This window comes from Alistipes intestinihominis, from assembly GCF_040095975.1.
Taxonomy (GTDB): Bacteria; Bacteroidota; Bacteroidia; order Bacteroidales; family Rikenellaceae; genus Alistipes; species Alistipes senegalensis.
On sequence record NZ_JBBMFL010000007.1, the window covers coordinates 149,394 to 169,182 of the forward strand.

The 19,789-nt window shown below is 48.6% G+C and carries 19 protein-coding genes and 2 pseudogenes; 3 read left to right on the forward strand and 18 right to left on the reverse strand.

What is annotated here, in order from left to right; translation table 11 throughout:
• Window positions 1-3: 3 nt before the first annotated feature.
• The 7 genes and pseudogenes from WMO46_RS07850 to kduI all read right to left on the reverse strand — a co-directional run bounded on the left by WMO46_RS07850 (window position 4) and on the right by kduI (window position 9,258).
• The gene (locus tag WMO46_RS07850) at window positions 4-2,940 is read right to left on the reverse strand and encodes a SusC/RagA family TonB-linked outer membrane protein (RefSeq protein ID WP_278963969.1); all 2,937 of its coding nucleotides are present in this window, start codon (window positions 2,938-2,940) and stop codon (window positions 4-6) included.
• A 17-nt stretch (window positions 2,941-2,957) separates the two neighbouring features.
• The gene (locus WMO46_RS07855) at window positions 2,958-4,544 is read right to left on the reverse strand and encodes a glycoside hydrolase family 172 protein (protein WP_302590009.1); all 1,587 of its coding nucleotides are present in this window, start codon (window positions 4,542-4,544) and stop codon (window positions 2,958-2,960) included.
• Window positions 4,545-4,568: 24 nt separating this feature from the next.
• Window positions 4,569-5,429, reverse strand: coding sequence for a carbohydrate kinase family protein (locus WMO46_RS07860; protein WP_302590007.1), 861 nt, complete (start codon window positions 5,427-5,429; stop codon window positions 4,569-4,571).
• Between the two features lies 1 nt (window position 5,430).
• A complete protein-coding gene (locus WMO46_RS07865; protein ID WP_349094147.1) occupies window positions 5,431-6,759 on the reverse strand; it encodes a sugar porter family MFS transporter in 1,329 nt (442 codons plus the stop codon).
• 256 nt (window positions 6,760-7,015) lie between these two features.
• Window positions 7,016-7,276: pseudogene (locus WMO46_RS07870) on the reverse strand (site-specific integrase); the annotation flags it as partial.
• A 286-nt stretch (window positions 7,277-7,562) separates the two neighbouring features.
• Window positions 7,563-8,357, reverse strand: a complete 795-nt coding sequence (locus tag WMO46_RS07875) for a gluconate 5-dehydrogenase (protein WP_026076543.1) — start codon at window positions 8,355-8,357, stop codon at window positions 7,563-7,565.
• A gap of 58 nt (window positions 8,358-8,415) precedes the next feature.
• Entirely contained in the window at window positions 8,416-9,258 is an 843-nt protein-coding gene (kduI, locus tag WMO46_RS07880) for a 5-dehydro-4-deoxy-D-glucuronate isomerase (protein ID WP_349094148.1), read from the reverse strand.
• A 468-nt stretch (window positions 9,259-9,726) separates the two neighbouring features.
• Between kduI and WMO46_RS07885 the strand changes: the two genes are divergently transcribed.
• A complete protein-coding gene (locus tag WMO46_RS07885) occupies window positions 9,727-9,990 on the forward strand; it encodes a hypothetical protein (protein ID WP_019150767.1) in 264 nt (87 codons plus the stop codon).
• 427 nt (window positions 9,991-10,417) lie between these two features.
• Here WMO46_RS07885 and WMO46_RS07890 read toward each other — a convergent pair whose 3' ends face one another.
• The gene (locus WMO46_RS07890; protein WP_019150766.1) at window positions 10,418-11,089 is read right to left on the reverse strand and encodes an XRE family transcriptional regulator; all 672 of its coding nucleotides are present in this window, start codon (window positions 11,087-11,089) and stop codon (window positions 10,418-10,420) included.
• Window positions 11,090-11,230: 141 nt separating this feature from the next.
• On the opposite strand from WMO46_RS07890, the gene WMO46_RS07895 reads away from it, so the two are divergent.
• Together WMO46_RS07895 and WMO46_RS07900 are read left to right on the forward strand one after the other, a co-directional pair.
• Window positions 11,231-11,518: a hypothetical protein gene (locus WMO46_RS07895; protein ID WP_019150765.1), complete on the forward strand. Its 288-nt coding sequence runs from the start codon at window positions 11,231-11,233 to the stop codon at window positions 11,516-11,518.
• A 175-nt stretch (window positions 11,519-11,693) separates the two neighbouring features.
• A pseudogene (locus WMO46_RS07900) lies at window positions 11,694-12,209 on the forward strand (phage terminase large subunit); the annotation flags it as partial.
• 219 nt (window positions 12,210-12,428) lie between these two features.
• On the opposite strand, the gene WMO46_RS07905 reads toward WMO46_RS07900, so the two are convergent.
• The 10 genes from WMO46_RS07905 to WMO46_RS07950 all read right to left on the reverse strand — a co-directional run bounded on the left by WMO46_RS07905 (window position 12,429) and on the right by WMO46_RS07950 (window position 19,465).
• Window positions 12,429-13,598: a hypothetical protein gene (locus WMO46_RS07905; protein ID WP_177606268.1), complete on the reverse strand. Its 1,170-nt coding sequence runs from the start codon at window positions 13,596-13,598 to the stop codon at window positions 12,429-12,431.
• Window positions 13,599-13,648: 50 nt separating this feature from the next.
• Window positions 13,649-14,248 (reverse strand): FG-GAP repeat domain-containing protein, encoded by a 600-nt coding sequence (locus tag WMO46_RS07910; RefSeq protein WP_177606269.1) that lies wholly within the window; start codon window positions 14,246-14,248, stop codon window positions 13,649-13,651.
• Window positions 14,249-14,250: 2 nt separating this feature from the next.
• Window positions 14,251-15,069 carry a hypothetical protein gene (locus WMO46_RS07915; RefSeq protein ID WP_177606270.1) on the reverse strand — a complete coding sequence of 273 codons (819 nt, stop codon included), beginning with the start codon at window positions 15,067-15,069 and terminating at the stop codon, window positions 14,251-14,253.
• A gap of 91 nt (window positions 15,070-15,160) precedes the next feature.
• Window positions 15,161-16,003, reverse strand: a complete 843-nt coding sequence (locus tag WMO46_RS07920) for a tetratricopeptide repeat protein (protein ID WP_256128653.1) — start codon at window positions 16,001-16,003, stop codon at window positions 15,161-15,163.
• Window positions 16,000-16,875: a hypothetical protein gene (locus tag WMO46_RS07925; protein WP_177606272.1), complete on the reverse strand. Its 876-nt coding sequence runs from the start codon at window positions 16,873-16,875 to the stop codon at window positions 16,000-16,002. The genes WMO46_RS07920 and WMO46_RS07925 overlap by 4 nt, the downstream gene beginning before the upstream one ends.
• Window positions 16,876-16,878: 3 nt before the next feature.
• Complete coding sequence (locus WMO46_RS07930) at window positions 16,879-17,379, reverse strand: hypothetical protein (protein WP_177606273.1); 501 nt, start codon at window positions 17,377-17,379, stop codon at window positions 16,879-16,881.
• A 245-nt stretch (window positions 17,380-17,624) separates the two neighbouring features.
• Entirely contained in the window at window positions 17,625-17,957 is a 333-nt protein-coding gene (locus WMO46_RS07935; protein WP_178287094.1) for a hypothetical protein, read from the reverse strand.
• Between the two features lies 1 nt (window position 17,958).
• Entirely contained in the window at window positions 17,959-18,375 is a 417-nt protein-coding gene (locus tag WMO46_RS07940) for a hypothetical protein (protein WP_178287092.1), read from the reverse strand.
• Window positions 18,376-18,465: 90 nt separating this feature from the next.
• Window positions 18,466-18,708 carry a hypothetical protein gene (locus tag WMO46_RS07945; protein WP_178287090.1) on the reverse strand — a complete coding sequence of 81 codons (243 nt, stop codon included), beginning with the start codon at window positions 18,706-18,708 and terminating at the stop codon, window positions 18,466-18,468.
• Between the two features lie 40 nt (window positions 18,709-18,748).
• Window positions 18,749-19,465: an NAD-dependent deacylase gene (locus WMO46_RS07950; protein ID WP_256128651.1), complete on the reverse strand. Its 717-nt coding sequence runs from the start codon at window positions 19,463-19,465 to the stop codon at window positions 18,749-18,751.
• Window positions 19,466-19,789 lie beyond the last annotated feature (324 nt).

A 19,789-nucleotide genomic window follows, 5' to 3' on the forward strand; every position in this document is an offset into this window, starting at 1 on the left:
TCATTAGAAGTTGAACGATGCACCGATGATGTATGAACGCAGGTTAGGGTATTTGTTGATCGGGTCCACGCCGGGTGTGAGGCCGACGATCGCCACTTCGGGGTCCAGGCCGGAATAGCCGCTGATCGTAAGCAGGTTCATGCCCGTACAGAAGACCCGGATGCTGCGTATCACCTTGTTGCGCTGCGAAAGATCGAATGTGTAACCGATGGTCAGATTGTCGAGTTTGACATAATCGCCCGGCTCGATATAACGGTCCGAATAGATCGACGGCGCGAAATTGTAATACTCTCCGACCTTCTGATAAGCCGACTTCGGCACGTTGAAACTCGACAGCCAGGCGAGTGTTTCATACTTCATCCGGTAGGCGTTCAGAATATCGAAGCCGAAGGCTCCGCGAAAGGACACCGATACGTCAAGTCCCTTCCAGCGATAATCGGCCTGCAAGGCGGCGAACATTTTAGGCATACCGTTACCGATAATGGTCTTATTGTCTTCGCTCGGGTCCGAGTTCTCGGCTCCGACAACATTCCATGTCGTACTGTTCTTCAGCCCATCGACACGCCATCCGTAAAAGTTGCCGACGGCCCAACCGTCTTCAAGCCGGTGCGTATAGGTTTGCATGGGCTCCCCGGTCGCCCCGAGCGTCAGGTATTCCATCGTGTACCTGTCATTGGAAAGAGAGATCAGCTTGTTCTTATTGTACGAGAAATTTCCGCTGAGCGACAGCGCCATATCTTTGCGGGAGATCAGGTCGCCGGAAAGCATCACCTCGACACCCTGGTTGCGCATCGAACCCACGTTGGCCAGGATTGAATTGGTGATATTGGGAGGTGTCGGGACCGTGTAGGTGTAGAGCAGGTCGTCGGTGCGACGGTTGTAAAAATCGACACTGCCCCGGAACCGACTGTCGAAAAGAGCGAAATCCAGACCGACGTTAAGTTCCTTCTTCCGTTCCCATTTCAGATCATCGTTCGCGTTGTTCGTCGGGACGATGCCGTTTACCCATTTACCTCCGTCATATCCCATGTACGCCGTACTGAAGTTGTATAGCGGTACATATTGGTAGGCAGACGAGGGTGCGGTGCCGGTTATGCCGTATCCGATCCGTAATTTGAGATCGGAAACCCAGTGTACATCCCGCATGAACTTTTCCTGCGTGATCCGCCATCCGGCACTTACGGCCGGGAAAGTACCCCAACGGTTGTTCTTTCCGAACTTATCGCTTCCCTCATGGCGCAGGCTCGCCATAAAAAGGTATTTATTGTCGAAATTATAGTTCACACGGCCGTAGAAGCCGATCAGCTTGACCCGGTATTTGTAGCTGGTCAGCTTCGAGGTGCCATCGAGCGTCGAATTCGCCGAACCGATATTCCATGCGCCGAATCCGTCGATCGGGAAATCGTAGGCATACATTTCGGAAGATTGGTGGATATAGTCATTGTAACTGTATCCGACGGTTGCCTGCAACGTATGGCGGTCGAATTTGCGCGAATAGTCGGCCTGCAATTCGAGTGTTTTGTCTTCGCCGTGGCCCCCGGAGAGTCGGGCCTGTCCCTGCGTGCTGCCCATCGTCGATGAATAATGCTTTTGGGTCGTGCTGTAAGCGTAATCGTTGAAGTCGCCCATGTAAATACCCGTAGCACTGAGCGTCAGGTCCTTGACCGGCTCGATCGAAATCCGTCCCGACATCATCAGCTGGTCGTACTTGTTTTCGGTGCTCTGCTCTTTCAGTAAGCCTACCGGGTTGGCACCGTTGCTGTTTTCATAATAGGAGCCGTCGGCGTTGTAGACCGGGATGGTCGGGTTCCGGCTGAGCGCCTGCATATAGAGATCGTCCGGAACGATCCCCTGTGTCACGATTTTGTTACTGACATTCAGGGCGATCTTGAGCCGGTCGTCGAACATGGCGTGGTTGATGCTGAGTTTGGCGGTCAACGACTCGTCGAAAGAGCCCTTGTAGATACCTTGTTTGTCGTTGTAGGTTACCGAGGCGAGGTAATTCGTCCGGGCATTTCCGCCTTGGAGCGAAACGTAGTGCGTCTGGCTGACCGGCGTGCGGGTAATCTCCCGGACCCAGTCCGTGTCGCCCTTGAAATCGTTGATCAGGTCGAAGCGGGAATCTTCTTTTGCAAGCCGGGATTTCAGGCTGCGGAGTTCCGTGGCATCCGGATAGTCGGAGGTCTCGTCGAGCATTCGGTCGATAGTGACATAACCTTTGTATTCCAACGATACGCGTCCCGACTGCGGACGTTTGGTATTGATGATAATCACGCCGTTCGTTCCGCGCGTTCCGTAGATGGCCGCTGCCGAACCATCCTTCAAAACATCGATGGATTCGATGTCCTCCGGTGAAATGGCGTTGAGGGACCCGCCTGCCACACCGTCGATCACGATGAGCGGTGCCGAAGAGGCTGCCAGCGTCGAAATGCCGCGCAGCATGATGCTCAGCTCGCCGCTGGGATTGCCCGATGTTTTGGAAATGCCCAGACCTGCGACTTTTCCCTGAAGCAGTTGGAGCGGATTGCTGACGCTGCCCTGTAAAAATTCATCGGATGACACTCGGGTGATCGAACTGGTGATCTCCTCTTTGCGGATCGTGCCGTAACCGATCGCAATCACTTCTTCGAGGCCGATGGCATCGGCTTCGAGTGTGAAGTTCACTTCTGTCCGGCCATTTACAGAGGCTTCGGCACTCTTCATGCCGATAAAGGAACACACGAGCGTTGCATTCCCGTCCTTTATGTTCAGCGAGTAACTGCCGTCGCTGCCGGTCGAGGTGCCGGTCGTAGTTCCCTTGACGATGACCGATGCCCCGGCAATTCCGTTTCCGGTCTGATCGGTCACCTTTCCGGAAATGCCGTAACTCTTCTGAGCCGATGCCGGCATGCCGGACAGCAGCATCAGAGCCATGCATAACATGAAATAGAGTTGTTTCATAATTGATGGTATTTAGGTTAATTTTTCTCCGTTGCCGCAGACGCTGCCGTCCCGTACCAGAAAGCTGCTGCCCGGTAATCGACCGCACCGGGATTCCAGCTCAGCATTTCCAGGTCGAACCGCAACCGTTGCCCGAAAGGCATTACATCCAGATTGCGGGTTCGGACGAAGGTATTGTGTCCGTGCGACGATGTTTCATCGGCCCGGGGAGCGCCGCCGAACGGCGTTGCGAACGGCACCACAGGCGCCCAGGAACAGTTGTAATAGTCTTCCGTTCCAGTACCCATGAACGACGGGAACGTATCGTTGTCGATCCAGATCTTTTCGTCGCCCTCACCGTACCAGTCGGGACAGTGGTTGTAAAGCGACAGCACATCGCCGCAATAGACCCCGCGACCGGTTATGGTCGTAAAATTCCAGTCGAGATTGTCCGGCGAATTATAATCATTGTTGACCGGAATACCCGTTTCATCGTGGTAAGTCGCATGGAAATAGAGTGTCTGCGCTGTACGGTCGAAATCATCGACATAGCCCGTGATTACGGCTGTAAAGGGAATATCGGTCTTTTTTTCGATACGCAGGTCCGCATGTTCCGCATAAGGCATTACCCAACGACTCGTAAAGGAGCCTTTGCCGTCGGATGAGACGTACCAGTTCGATGAAACCGGTGCACCGGTGCCGGCTCCGAAGAAACAGTCCAAAGGACACCACACACAGCGTGTGCCGTCGAAATCGATACGCAGCCAGGTCTGCTGCATGATCTCGGCAAGATCTGCCGGATCGAATTCCGAGAGCGTTATGGTCAACGACCGGATCGCCTTGTTTCCGTCGGGCAGGTGCAGCGACGTGGTGCCGTTCGACATCGGGGTGACTGTCCGGGTACACTCCGTTCCGTCGGTATACGTTTCGGGTGACAGCAGTTTGCGGTTCACTTCCGCAATCCTGTCCGCAAACTTGCGCACTTCTCTCAACGAGAAAGTCCGAACATTCGTTCCGTTGGCGTAGGTTCTGTATCCGATATGATAGTATCGGGGTATTTTGACCGTGTAGTCGGGCTCTTCGAGTGTGATACGGCAGGATCGGGCATAGGGCAGGGGCAGAAAGAACGTGTTGCCGCCGGTTTTGGAAAGTTCGTCTTCATAATGCGTATGTGTCAGCGAAAGGGCCGTACCGACAGTTGCCGGAAAGCGAGCCATGTCATAAGCCGGAATCTCGATTTCTGGCGTGTCCGCTCCGTCGAAATAGAATCGCAGCGTTCCCCGTTTATCGTTGGTCGTCATCCAGATGCGCGTTATGGCCCCGGGCCCCTTTTCATCGAAGAGTACCTTTTCGACACGGCCGCGAATCGTGTCGAGCCGTTCGAATCCGGCTCCGTCGTCGTTGGCGAACCAGCCGGGTTCATGAGGGGCAACGGTACGGCGGTCGTAGCTGCTGACCTGAGCCGCACGGTAATCCACGGCCGGATAACCGGTCACTGCGTCGTATGAAATCATTTCATCCAACAGTGACGCCATCGTCACCTGTGAAGCGGCGTCCGAGGGACTGCCGTGCGTTCCGCAACCTATGGTGCCGAGCGCCATTAAGATCGTAGTCAGTTGTTTCATGGTAAATTCGGGTTTTAGGTCGGGTTATTTTCGGGGAGGAGGCCATGCGCCTGCGCAGGTGCAGACATAAGCCGCGGTTTCAACGGCCGTCCGGTGCGCTTCCTCGATCGTCCGGCCTGTAAGCAATGCTCCGATCAAGCTTCCCGAGAAGGCATCGCCCGCACCAACGGTATCGACGACCTTCACCCGAGGAGTCGGCAGCACGGAGGTGCGATCGCTTGTATAGATGGAACTGAAACGATCCCCTCCGGTAAGCACGACCATACGAAGTGCATATTGTTCCGCCAACTTGCGGCATGCAACGTCCGTATCTTCCGGAAGCGCGAACATCTTCTGTAACCGGACGAGTTCGTCATCGTTTATTTTCAGCACGTTCGCCATACGGAGCGACCGGTCGATCAGCTCTTTCGAATAGAAATGCTGACGCAGGTTGATATCGTATATGCGATAGGCTTCGGCCGGGACGGCTTCGACCATGGCGCAGGTGGTCCGATGCGAAACTTCACAGCGCTGTGCCAGCGTGCCGAAACAGATGGCACCGGCTCGGTGCGCCAGAGACAGCATCTCTTCCGTGAGCGGAATATAGTCCCATGCGACATGTTCGTGAATCGTGTAGGAAGGCTGGCCGTCGCAAAGCGCGACATCGACGGTTCCGGTCGGTTTATTCACTGTGGCGATAAGCGTACGAATGCCATAACTGTCGGTGATCGCCAACAGATCGCGTCCGGCATCGTCATTGCCGACAGCGCTGACTGCCCAGCCTTCGACACCGTTCTGCGAGGCGTGATAGGCAAAATTCACGGGGGCTCCTCCGGCTTTGCGGCCAGTAGGCAAGACATCCCACAGAAATTCGCCGATACCGATAACAAGGGGTTTGGAATACATCTTACTCTTTTTTTAGCAGTTGTTTTTCAATTTCTTCGAGCGAACGCCCTTTGGTTTCGGGAATCCAGATGCAGATAAACAGCCAGGCAGCCAAGCAAAGGAGTCCGAATCCGGCAAAAACGATTGCCGCACCGAAACTCTCCAACATGACGGGAAAGAACTGCACGACCAGAAATGCGCAGGCCCAGCTGATCCCCGTTGAAAGCGCCATGGCCGTGCCCCGGATGGCCGAGGGATATATTTCGGCTGTAACGACGAACATAAGCGGGGAAAGCGACACCGCAAAGAACGCGATGTAAACAAGCAGGGCGATCAGAATCCCGATACTGTCAGGCTGCGGCTGAGCGAAGGCATAGGTCAGGTACGCCAGCGATGCGACCAATCCGGCACACCCCCACAGAAGCAGTTTCTTGCGGCCCAGACGGTCCACCAGCCATACGGCGACTATCGTGAACAGAAAGTTCACTATTCCGACATAGATGGCTTGCATAAGCGCCGTATCTCCGCCGATACCGGTCTGCCGCAATATTTCAGGGGCGTAATTGATGATAACGTTGATTCCGGTGATTTGCTGGAATACGGCGAGCAACGAACCCAGCAGGACGATGTATGCCGTCGATCCGCGGAATAATTCGGATAATTTGGGCCCGCCTTTCTGCGAAGATTTCGGTGTTTCAAGCATGACTGCCGCATCTTCGGAAGAAATCCCCATGCGGGCGATGGCTTTTCGGGCAGCCTCATATTCCCCTTGTCTGATCAGCCAACGCGGACTTTCGGGTAGAAACAACAGCATCAGCAGATTGCCCGCTGCGAACAACAACGGCAATCCGAGCATCCAGCGCCAGTTGTTTCCCCACGAAATCATCCCGAAATCGGCGCAATAGGCAGCAAGAATGCCGATAACGATGAATAACTGGTAAAACGAAACGAACGTGCCGCGCCATTTGGCAGGGGATATTTCGGATATATAAATAGGTATTACGGCCGAGAGGACTCCCATGCCGCAGCCGCCCAGGAACCGGGCTGCAATCAGCCATGCGGCATTGCTTGCCAAAGCACATCCGGCGGCCGACAGTGTCAATATGACGGAGGAAATGACCAGCATGTTTTTGCGGCCGTATTTATCGCTGTAACGCCCTCCCAGCAATGCTCCTATCAGGCAGCCAATCATAATGGCGCTCGTCACGAGCCCCATGGTCATGGCCGAAAGATCGAACTCGGCGGTAATGAATTCGAGCGCTCCGGAAATTCCTCCCAAATTAAGCCCGACTACGAATGCCCCGAACGAGGCGGCAAAGACACACCCGAATAGCAGTAACTTGTTCTTCATATCAGATTAGTTGATTTATTTTGGTATGACAAAAATAGTCTGTCGTGTGCAACGTTTCGATAACGATTGTTACAGATGTGATAAGCCTTGTTACAAATCGATCCAATCCGATTGGCGTGTTTGCAGTTCTGGTTACAAATCCGCAACACGGACATGGAGCGGTCGTATTCGTGCGGGTCGCTGATCTTCCGGCCCTGCTCATCGACGCGCAACGATACGATGGGGAGATGTCCTTATGCTTGAAGACAAAGGTATCAAAGTCCCGTTTCAGTTCTTTGAAAGGAATATCCTTTACACGGGATTCGTATTCGAGGAGAGCGGCAAGACGGTTACGGCATTTGCGGTAATCGTTATAGCTCGAACAAGTGCGGTCTTTGCACACATGTTTGAGGAAGCCTGCAAGGTATTCGTCGAAGGGCTGTAACAGCAGGCGGCAGTCATCACCCATACCGAGGAAGGCATTGCGAACTTTTTCAGTCGTAATGTATGAATCACGGTTGCAGAGCCGTACTTTTTGGATGGGTTAAATGTAACGTTAAGTTATTTGTTACGCGAAAATTCGGTGCAAGAATCTGAAAACGAATCTTTTAATGCAAAACAAAGCATTTCGGGCAGGTTAACGGATAAGTAGCACGACTTACCGTTGAACCTGCCCGAATTTGCAATTTTATTGTTCGGAGTATATGCGGAAAAAGAGAATTGAATACTTGTAAACAGGATATTTATTCTTTTCTGCGCTTTCGTTCGACTGAAAAGCCCCGGCTCATCGAACCGGGGCTTTTTCGTCGGGTCGGAAGTCCGGCCTACTGCGGCTGTTTGCCGATGTAGGCCAGGATGCCGCCGTCCACGTAGAGGATGTGGCCGTTGACGAAGTCCGAGGCGTCCGACGCGAGGAACACGGCGGGACCCATCAGGTCTTCGGGCGTTCCCCAGCGGGCCGCGGGGGTTTTGGCCACGATGAACGAGTCGAACGGATGGCGCGAACCGTCGGCCTGACGCTCGCGCAGAGGAGCGGTCTGGGGCGTTGCGATGTAGCCCGGGCCGATGCCGTTGCACTGGATGTTGTACTCGCCGTACTCCGAAGCGATGTTGCGGGTCAGCATCTTCAGACCGCCCTTGGCTGCGGCGTATGCCGACACGGTCTCGCGGCCCAGCTCCGACATCATCGAGCAGATGTTGATGATCTTGCCGTGGCCCTTCTTGATCATCGAGGGGATGACGGCCTTCGAGACGATGAACGGACCGTTGAGGTCGATGTCGATCACCTGGCGGAACTCCGCGGCGGTCATTTCGACCATCGGGATGCGCTTGATGATGCCGGCGTTGTTGACGAGGATGTCCACCACGCCGACCTCCTTTTCGATCTGCGCTATCATGGCGTTCACCTGCTCCTCGTTGGTCACGTCGCAGACGTAGCCTTTGGCCTCGATGCCTTCGGCCTTGTAGGCGGCCAGACCTTTGTCCACCAGCTCCTGTTTGATGTCGTTGAAGACGATCTTAGCGCCCTGGCGTGCGAAAGCCGTAGCCAGCGCGAATCCGATGCCGTAAGAGGCGCCCGTCACGAGCGCGACCTTACCTTCCAAAGAAAAGTTTACCATAATGTTATAGATAATTTTTAATTCTTAATTTTTCATTTTTAATTTCGAAGGTTACGGATTATTTTAAATCTGTAATCTTCGAGAAATCCTGATCGCTGTAGTCGAGGTTCTCGCCGCCCATGCCCCAGATGAAGGTGTAGTTGTGGGTCGCTGCGGCGCTGTGGATCGACCATTCGGGCGACAGCACGGCCTGGTCGCCCTTCATCCAGATGTGGCGCGTCTCCTCGACCTCGCCCATCAGGTGGCACACGGCATGCTCCTCGGGGACCTCGAAATAGAAATAGGCTTCCATGCGGCGCGAGTGCACGTGCGCGGGCATCGTGTTCCACACGCTGCCGGGCAGCAGCTCGGTCATGCCCATCTGCAACTGGCAGGTCGGCAGCACCTGGTTGACGATCATCTTGTTGATATTCCGGTCGTTCGATCCTTCGAGCGAGCCCATGTGAGCCACCACGGCGTCGGCTTTCGTGACCTTCTTGTCGGGGTAGTTGCGGTGGGCCGTCGTGGAGTTGAAATAGAATTTCGCGGGATTCTTGGCGTCCTTGCTCTCGAAGGTCACCTCGCGGTCGCCCGAACCGAGGTAGAGGGCCTCCTTGTAGCCGAGTTCGAACACCGAGTCGCCGGCCTTCACCACGCCGGGGCCTCCGACGTTGAAAATACCCATCTCGCGGCGGGTGAGGAAGAAGGGGGCTTTCAGCGGGTCGATGGCTTCGAGGCGGAGCGTCTCGGCGACGGGCATCGCGCCGCCGACGATCATCCGGTCGTACATCGAGTAGACCATGTTGACCTCGTCGGCCGAGAATACCTTCTCGATCAGGAAATCGCGGCGCAGGCGCGCCGTGTCGTAACTTTTCGCATCCTGGGGGTGCGCCGCATAGCGGATTTCGTAGTTGGTTTTCATATAAGTCGCTAAATTTTAGTTTGTTGCACTCGGTTTGACTGGGATTGGCGTCGGCCGTCTAAATTGGTTTGCCAATTCCATCCTTGCAAAGATACGAAAAAAATCCGGAATTGGTTTGCCAAAATGCGGATTTTATCTGCTGTCTCCGTCCGGTCCCGGTCCGTGGGCCGGAAAAATGCGGTCCGAAGTTGCGCACGATCGTTTTTTTTCATATCTTTGTTTCGTGTCCGCAATAGCGGGCCGCTTGATTACATTGGAAATCTGGTAAATTTCATTGGAAAAGTAATCAAGCACATATCCTGCTGTTACGGCGTGCCTGCGCCGGGACTGGCACGGGATATGATTCCTACGTCAGAACGGCGCGGGCTATATGTGCTTATCTCTTTTCCGGTTTACCAGAACCTCCAATGGGATAATGTAACAGTAGTCCGCGTTCGTTTTTCGGGCGCGCTGTAAAAACGCCGTGCCATGAATTCTTTCACCCATCCCTGCCGTCCCCGCACCAATGACTTTCGCCGCGACGAAGAGCGTCTGCGCTTCGTGCTGCGCGCCTCGGGGCTTGCGGTCGGGGAGTTCGCCCGTGAAATCGGGCTTCCCGACAGCGAACTTCTCTACCGGATCAAGGCCGGCAAGGCCCCGCTCGAATCCGGGATCGCCGAACGCATTTGCCGCCGTTACCCCCAAATCGACTTCTGCTGGCTGCTGACCGGGGAGGTCCGCAAATCGCAATAGGACGGCGGTCTTTTTCGGGCTGAATTGCCTCGCGTCGCATTCGTTTCGCGCCGCTTCGGCGACTCCATCCCGGCGGCGGCAGTGAAAAATCGCGTCGAGTTGGCTCGCTCCGCTCCACATTCGTTTCGCGCCGCATCGCCTTTTCCATGCGGATTGGCTGCGACTTTATTTGCCTCGCTTTGCTTCATTGCATTGCGCGCCGCTTCGGCGACTCCATCCCGGCGGCGGCAGTGAAAAATCGCGTCGAGTTGGCTTGCTCCGCTCCACATTCGTTTCGCGCCGCATCGCCTTTTCCATGCGGGCGGCGGCAAAAAAACGAACACCGCGAGCGGGACGACCGAAAAGCGGGAACATTGCCGTGCAAGCACGTATGTTCCCGCTTTTCAGCCGTGTGCCGATGGCACTTATCCGTTCTTTTGCTCGTACCTTACCTTATGGAATTCATCCTGATACTCGCCTTGACGAGCGCGATGGCGCGGATGCGCGAGATTTCCACGTCCTTGTCGGCGTGGTGCACGTTCTGACTCACGAGCTTCACGTAACCCTCGCGGTCGGATTTCTGAATGTATTTCACCGTCACGTACTCCTCGCCGTCGATGTCGATCGACAACAGGTACATGTCGCCCCAAAAGATGTCGTCGATGTCGTGCAGCTGCTTGTAGAGCACGATGTCGCCGCTCTTCAGCAGCGGGTACATCGAATCCCCGACGATGTAGATCGCCCCGTCGCATTTCGGGAGGTTGGGGATGTGGATGAAATTGACGGGTTTGGTCTGCGTCCGGTCGGAGAAGAGCGGCACCAGCCCCGCCGTGCCCTCGATCGAATAGAGCGGCACGCTCTGCAACGGCAGCGAATTGTCCGTGCGGTGCATGTAGGCCGTCAGGTCGGGTTCGGCGTTGAACATGTTGCCCTTGCCGGTTTCGAGCCAGTCGGGATTCACGTTCAATTCCTGAACCAGTATGTTGCGGTTGCGGGCCGAGAGCCCCGCCTTGCCGGTCTCGATCATCGAAAGCGCCGCTTTGCCGATGCCAAGCCGCTGTGCCAGCTGCTCTTGCGTCATGCCGAGCTGTTTGCGTATCAGTTTCACCCGTTCGTTCATGGCCGTCTTATCGGAATTTTTTATATCAAATATTTTAACTTTTCGATTGGAAATTCAAATATTGAACTTATCTTTGCGCTACAAAGTTAAACAATTTATTTCGATTTCTGCAAACATTTTCCAAAAAACTATTCATAATCAATGATCTATTCGGTATCAACGGAACTTTACCTTGAAGTGGCCGCGCGTCTGGCGGAGGCCATCGGCGGCGGAAGTTACTTTTCGGGTTCGCTCTCGTTTGCTTTCGGCGACACGGAATGCCGGCTGACGGCTTCGGTGATCGTCTACCGGCGGGTCGAGCGCCTGCCCGAAGGCGACCGGGACGTGATCGCCGACCTGGTGCCCGTGTGGTGGGAGTTCCACACCGCGGGCGACGGCGGCGAGGTCCTGAACGACTTCTCGTTCTCCGAACTGCGGGCGTGTCTCTGACGCTCCGCCCGCACCCCGGCCCCTCCCTTCCCGGCACGGCGCTGCCGCCGGGGTGCACCCTCAAAAAACCTGCCCGCCGCGGCGCCGCGCATGGGTTTTTCTTTCACGAATTATTTTACGCATGGTTAAAAAGACCGAACCGACCTCTGCGGGGCACTCCTCCGCAGAGGTTTTTATGAACTCCGGGACGGCGTTTCCCGAGGCGGCGCATTCCGAAGAGCCGGCCGCCGCGCCTCCCTCCTTCGCCGACTTCGCCCTCGGCGTCTATCCCTTTCTCGAACTGCAACCCTTCCACCGGACCTATTACCGCGTGCTGGAGGCTTTCGCCGCGGGGCGTATCCGGCGGCTGATCGTCACCATGCCGCCGCAGCACGGCAAGAGCGTCGGGGCCACGACGCTGCTCCCGGCCTACCTGCTGGGGCTGGACCCCGACCTGCGGGTCGCCGTCGCCTCCTATTCGGGGTCGCTGGCCTCGAAGTTCAACCGCCGCGTGCAACGCATCCTCGAATCGCGGGAGTACGCCGCCTTTTTCCCCGGCACGGCCATCAAGCAGGGGGCGAAGCCCGCGGGCTACATCCGCACGGCCGACGAGGTCGAGATCATCGGCCGCCGGGGCGGACTGCTCTCCGTCGGGCGCGAAGGGTCGCTGACGGGCAACCGTGTGGACTGCTTCGTGCTGGACGACCTCTACACATAATAATCAATATTGTCGCAAACTAATTTTTAGACCAGAAAAACGGCGCAAAATTTTCCCCTCCTGCCGCTTTCCCGTTTTTATCAATTTTCAGTAGCTTTGATTTCTATAAATAAAAAATCCCCGACCGTATGGCCGAGGATTAGCATTGTAGTTCTTCATATTCTGGTGACGTAATTTCAAAAAATTCATTTTATATAGCCCTTGAAAAATATGTCACTTGATTAACAAAGCATCATATCGTATTTGATAATCATAGCTAAACAGCTCTTCATCAGAGCAATCCTTTTTTAATATACAATCCAACTCAAAACTGCTACATATTCCATATCCCCAATATCTGCTCTTTATTTGAATCAATTTTCGCCGCTTGAGATTATTCGTACAATTATCATAAACTTTTTTGAGCGGCATCGGTAATTGTGCTGATACTTTTCTACGTTCAGCCATCCATTTATCCCAAAAGCGCATATCATTTTTTAAGGCACATTGCTTTTCTTCCACGCTATATTCCTCATAATCTGAATTAATCACATCAAAGAAATCCGAATATGCTCTATGTGCCATTTTATCTGGAATCAACCTATGTCGTTCTGTCGGCTGATAATTGGAATCACCCAAAGTAAAATAATAATCCAATAATGAAATCAATCTCTGCTCGTAGCTTTCAATGAAGAACTCGCCATACGCCAGTGGTGCTCCTGACCCACCATGTTTCCCGACAACTAATTTATCGCATATATCATGTAAGGCTTCTTCATATTCTTTCCATGCACAATGTTCTGCAATTAAAATATCCTTAAACTCATTGCTACAATCCAACAGTCGATTGTTGTATATTTCTACCTTACATTCATGTAATTTGGTCGCCAACCATGCTTGTATATTAGCATCCCATTGTGAGCCGAGCGAGTATGATAATAATGAATCAATTTGTTCCGAAAATCTTTGGAAATTTTCTGTTTCCGTTGTAGAAGAATTAAGAGGGTAATATTCATTAATACGCCAAAGAATCATATCTAAATCATCTTGATAAGGCGTTGTTTTATTCGTAAACCATAAAGTAGCAAAATCATTTACCGCCGTGATATGGGGTATATCTCGGAACCATTCGATTCTATCATAGAAACCGTAACGTTCAGTACGATGCAAACTATCGAATCGTCGTTGATATTCAGCTATCTTGTCTTTTGATGGCTTGCCAAATAAATAAGGGATAGAATCAGCATCTCTCCACTTAAACTTAAAATGGATGGTATCATAATATGTCTTGATTGTAAGTTCCGTTGAATCTTCTCCAACCTGCTCAATCTGCCTTACCTGTCTATCGCCACAACCAAGCATTATTAAGCCAACAACAAGTATTAGTATACAGTTCTTTATCATCTGTGACACAATTATAAAATGTTCATTTTATATAGCCCTTGAAAAATATGTCACTTAATCTTTACCGATTTTTCAACCCCTTTGTGCCACTCTGTTTCATCGTCCCATTCAATCGTTTGAACGATTACATACCCTGTCTTATTAGGGGCGATCCTTACTAAATCGGGCGCATCGCCATTTATAGGGTCAAAAAAGGCATCATGTGTATATACACTCACTATTTCTTTCCACACTCCCTTACGAAGTGAATATACCTTATAGAAAACAAAGCGGCTAACAGCTCTCTCAATAAAGCCAATTTCATCCGTACCATCACCATTCAAATCACCCTCGTTGGTTAAGCGCTCAATCTGAAATTCAGTTTCTATGGCAGGAATTGTTGGATTACTGAATGTTATATTATTGAGCTTCCCATCATCTACTTCATCAAGGCTGTAATATTCAGCAGGGTTTGATTCGCTGTAAGCATATTCGATCTTTCCATCACCGTTAAAATCCCCTTGTATAGTATCTCGTTCATAACTATCTCCTATAATCGAATCGGTTTGTTCAGTTTGCCTTATTCTATTTTCTACAACTATATTCGCTGGATTCCTATTCCCACACCCAACAATCAGCAGGACGAATATGGGGAGTAAGTAGGGTTTCATAATTAGTTAATCAATGTTGTGTCATATAATGGATTATGCGCCTGTTCAACTTCTTCCAGTTTGTGATATTCATCTAAGAATTGGGCATGCATTATATTTATAATTTCAAAATAGGAAGAAAAGTTTACTCTTAATTCATCCACGTAGTGAATAAGACTCTCGGCAGAAAATGATATGAATAATTGTGACGATTTTCCTGATTGTTCCAATACCTCTATTTTCCCAACTATGGTATTACTCATAACCTTGGTGGCGGCAAGAAGAGCAATCTTATAATAGCCTTGGAATGGCCTTTGTAAAAGCAGTGAGAATTTGGGAGCCTCGTGCATAATACGATAGATTATACTTTCTGACTTAAAGTATATATCCCCGTTTTCCTTGTAGGGATAGAAACCTTCGATTTTAATGATTTGTTCGATGGCAGATGACGTCAGTTCGCCAAATATCTTCTTTTTTCGTTTATACTTAAGGTAATAATAATCCAGACAGATTAATGCTACCAACATGAACCCTACTGCCAAGATTACGATTGATGACTTTGCCTCATCACCAACAAGCGTACTTATCAAGCAAAACAAGTAAGTTACAACAACAGCAATACATTCACCGAACGATAATCCGTTGTCAGAAGGTTCTTTCATTCTAGCAATAATTCGTCTGGCGCGAGTTTTTACTTGTTGTTTCTCGCTCGGTTCGTATAAGTGGCATTTATCGTCAAAATCTGCATATTCATTGGTAAGGCCACACAAAATTCCTCGCTCTATGTCCTTTTGGCAATGTTTGCAGGTTTCGCATATTTTTACTCGTTCTTCTCGTGTCATCGGATTGAGTGTTATAGATTGATAATTAATTAATGTAAAGTATTTATGAAGATTGTAATTAATATTGGCCTTTAAAATTATTTCATCGATGCTATAAGTTTTTCCTAATCTTCTTTTGCAACTCCTTATCTTTATATCCGTTCTTCTTGGCTCGTTTCAGCCAGAATTTAGCTTGTTTCCAATCTTGTAAATCGACATAATGCTGGGCTAATTTTTCTTGTGCAACCCAATCGTCTTGCTCTGCGGCTTTATGCCACCAGATTACAGCAGAATCAATATGTGGCTTTTCACATCCGAGTAAATCGGGACGGTAGGCATAACAACACGCTAATTCCGTTTGGGAATGAACATAGCCCGATTCTGCGGATTCAATCAGATTCTTAATGTCGAAATTCAATTTATAACCAGATTGGACATAACTCAAAAATTGATAGTACTGTTTGACAGCAATTCTACTCTCCTTTGGAATAGGTTGCACATTCCTGCGTTCATAGCCTCTAATTTCGTGATAGAGTGTTTCATCTTCAAAGTCATTCTTTTCAGCGCGTTTGAGCCAGTATTTAGCTTGTTTCCACTCTTTCATTCTTACATGGAATATCGCCAATTCCTTTTGTGCAACATAATCTTCTTGTTCAGCCGCTTTGAGCCACCATATAACAGCAGAATCAATGTCTGCCCCCTTTCGTTTAATCAAGTCGGGACGATAGGCATAGCAACCCCCTAATTGGCTCTGTGATTCTGCATAACCTGCTTCTGCCGACTTAAACAGACTTTCGACTGCGGTATCTTTATCTCCATCACCGAAAAGCATCCAATGAAAGAATTGGTAGTATTGCTTATCAGCCAATTTCTCGGCCTCTGAAAATGGTCTTTCGGGTTGGCTTTGGCAACAGACGAACAAAATGCCCATCAGTATAAGTAAGTAGTTTTTCATCGTTCGTTTTCTTCTTTGCAAAACAATCCTTTGATTTTGCGCCATATGTTAGATTGCCAACAATTACCGTATTCTGTTTCTGCATAACCCAATGTGCGGACTTGATAGCTTTTCCCGTTGGAATGTATTATTTGCAGATTTGAGTGGTACACTTTTGTACTTTCTATACGAATAGAATCACCATTATCAGCCACCCACCAAGAATTATCTTTCGGAAAATATTGGATAGTCCGCATTACAACTGAATCCGTCCATATCTTATCATCGGGATTTGTAACGCTTAATAAATGACAACTCCATTCTTCTCCGTTTTGTATTAAGTAACAGTTTTCATTACCGTATATTCTGGCTTCCATTATTTCATCACCAAAAATATTAGGCATGGCAATCGTGAAATCAAACAATAGTACAACAATCAGTAAGCCTATTTTGCTACCTCTGTCTAATTTTGCATTTTTCTGTTTTACAAAGAATATTGGCAAAATTGAAGATATTAATACGCTAAACCATCCAAAATGAAAGAGTATTTCCAGATATATATGGCGCAAAAGTACATGTTCGGAGTAGAGATAAAATGCACCGACTTTCCATGCTCCAATCAATAGTCCAAGCCCTAATAGAAATGCACTAAAATAGAGCCGTATATTGGGACGTGACAGTTTGCGGATATTCACCCAGATAAGAATAGCCGCAGCCATCATTAGTAAAGTATATCGTAATGTTGGATGCCCGTCTATCAGTCCTCCATCACTCCAATAATGAAAATCCAGATAATCAAGGCAATAATTATAGGCAATATAATAGATTGTCAAACTCCCTACGATGTAGGCAGTTCTTACAAGTATGCTTTTAAGCGTGGGATTGAGGGTCATGGATTAGTTATTGAGGGATTTAATTATTCTTGCAACAACAGGAGCACAAAGCGGAACACCATAGTAAGTGCCATTATATATATTTTGCTCCATGATTACGAAGATTCTGTATTGCGGATTCTCGGCAGGATAGTATGCCGTCAGACTGCCCCAATAATGCCGTTTTCTATTGGCTCTGACTGTTGCACCTTTAGCGGCTATATCCAAACTTTCCAACCCAACATAATCGGTTCGGCAATCGTCATAGGAGAATTGTTTACTTTTCTCCGCAGCGATATTCATAAAATCTTGTTTGCAGGCTTTCGGCCCTCGTTTTGTCATTCTGCAATCTGCCGATGCAATGTCATTTCCTTTCATATCAGAGAGAATTACAGCTCCTTGCAGGGCTTTTTGAGCCGTCAATATGTCCGATAGGATTTGCTGGACGTTATCATGGCTTATTGTCTGTCCATTGGTGAATAGAGCCGATAAGATGAAAGCGACGGTTAGTAGATAGCGGTTCATAGGTGATAATGTTATGTGTATAATATAGCTGTGACGCATTTTGCAAAAATCTCTTTTATATACCCCTTAAAAATTATGTCACTATCGAAAGAGCAGGGACAAACATTGCCAAAGTTTCAATACTGATTCTTTGGCAATGTTTTTAATAATGCTTATCTCGATTTTCTTTAATCATTTCTCGGATAAATTTCCAGATTACAAATAGAATAATGATTATGAAAATCCCTAATAATGTTGGCATAATTTTATAATTTATTCATTTCTTGAACTATCTTATTTATAACCATTTGATATGATAAATTCCATGTGTATAAATCATATAATTTCCCATTGACCCAAGGCAAGACCACTCGACTTTGTTGTATGGCCGATAACTTATCCAATTCTTGTTGAATGGCATTATGCGTGCGTTCTATCCGTTGCATATATAAGGCTAATTCTTGGGCATTGTAAGGTGTCGCCCCTCCATCTCGACAAAAAACCTCGTCGATTCCATTAAATTGCAACAGAATAAATTTTGCTTGTTCCCGAATATTATCCGCGATTTTATCTGCGTTAGAGCGTCCAAATAAGCCCATATCACAAATTTATTATCGAATCTAATATATCTCTATCTGCAATGCTTTTGGCTGTTGCCACAAAAACAGGGTCATTAGATGCATAGTCATTAATTAGTCGCATCCATTTTTGAATAGAGCTATAAACAAACGATTTTTCGCTGTTTGTATGAAGTTCGTCTTTTAGAATATTGCGGCAGTCAATGCCTCCATTAATCGCATATACTTGCCACTCCGTTTGTGAAATACGGTCAACCGTTTGTTGAGAAATGCCAAGATAATTCATGAAATCGAAATATTCCTTTTGTATGCGATTCCCTGCTGCTTGGTTCGGATGCGTAATATATGGCTTCACAATACCAAAAAGATTATCAAGTACAATTACTAATGCACAACGGCCACTTTCAGAGAAAGTGTTTGGAACAACTAATGTATTCATATTTATATGTTTTCTATATTTGAGCTAAAAGAGCCGAACTAAGCAAGTAATACAAGGAAAAACGATAATTGTTTCATAGTAAAGATTGTATTAAGAAAGAGCCATTATTATACAGATAATAAAGAAAATAACACCTGCAATGATGCCAACGCCCGTAGCATTCATTTCTTTTTCTTCTGCTTTTTGCGCTCTTGCAACTCTTTGTTCATATTCGGGAGTTCCTCTTTTTTGGTCTAACAACCAATTCGCATGGCGAATCATTTCTTCCGCCTCTCTCTTGGTATGGGCAACTCCTATTTTCTCCCCGATTTTATTACGACATTCGTACATCATAATTAATAGTTTTAATGTGATAGTTGTATATTAGAGTTCTCTATTTGTAGACCAATTCATTTACAAGTTTTTTTACCCCAGAGGTTGCACAATCTTGTATATGTAAAAATCCATTAGGCAGTTTATCTGACAAATCAGTTGGGTCAATAATGAATTTGATGGCTTCTGAACGAACATATTCAATCAGATTAGCCGCAGGATATACTGTTAAAGATGTACCAATGACAACAAATATCTCTGCTTCCATTGTCCAATCAATAGCAACGTCCATAGCATAGACAGATTCGCCAAACCAGACTATGAACGGTCTTAATTGTGAATCATCTTCTGCTTTGTCTCCTATTCGGATAGGAATATTTAATGGATAGTCTTTTATGTAACATGGATTTAGTTTGTCTTTGGATGAAGTTACTTTGGTAAGCTCCCCGTGCAGATGAATAACATGTGTGCTTCCAGCGCGTTCATGCAAGTTATCCACATTTTGAGTAATGATTGTAACCTCATACCATTTTTCCAACTCTGCTAAAAGTAAATGAGCATAGTTGGGGGTCACGTTCAACAGTTCGTTTCTGCGATAATTATAAAAATCCAAAACGGCCTGCGGATTGTCTTTGAATCCATCCAAAGACGCTAACTTTTTTGCATCATATTGTTTCCACAATCCGTTGGTATCTCTAAATGTAGCCAAACCACTTTCGGCACTAATGCCTGCCCCTGTCAAGACCACTAATTTTTGCTTTGCAGACTTGCTCGCCATATCTTTAGGTACACACCTTCCGCCCCAAGATGTGATTAGTTAAAAAAGAAAGCGCAGGGCTGATGACTTATTTTAGTGCGACAGGTCGTAGGAAACCCAATAGATAAAATAAGCAACAACCCCGCGCCTGTATCGTGAAGATACGACGGGAGGGCAATGCCACTTATCCTCTCTATTGTGCTTGGAATTTCCTACGTTCGTCGCACGAGAATAAAGTTACACTTCCGTATTCAGTATGTTTTCCACAAAAGTAGAAAACAATCATCGGAAATGCAATGGCAAAACCACTCTTTTTTCAAGGTTGTTGCAGATTCAAATTTCGTC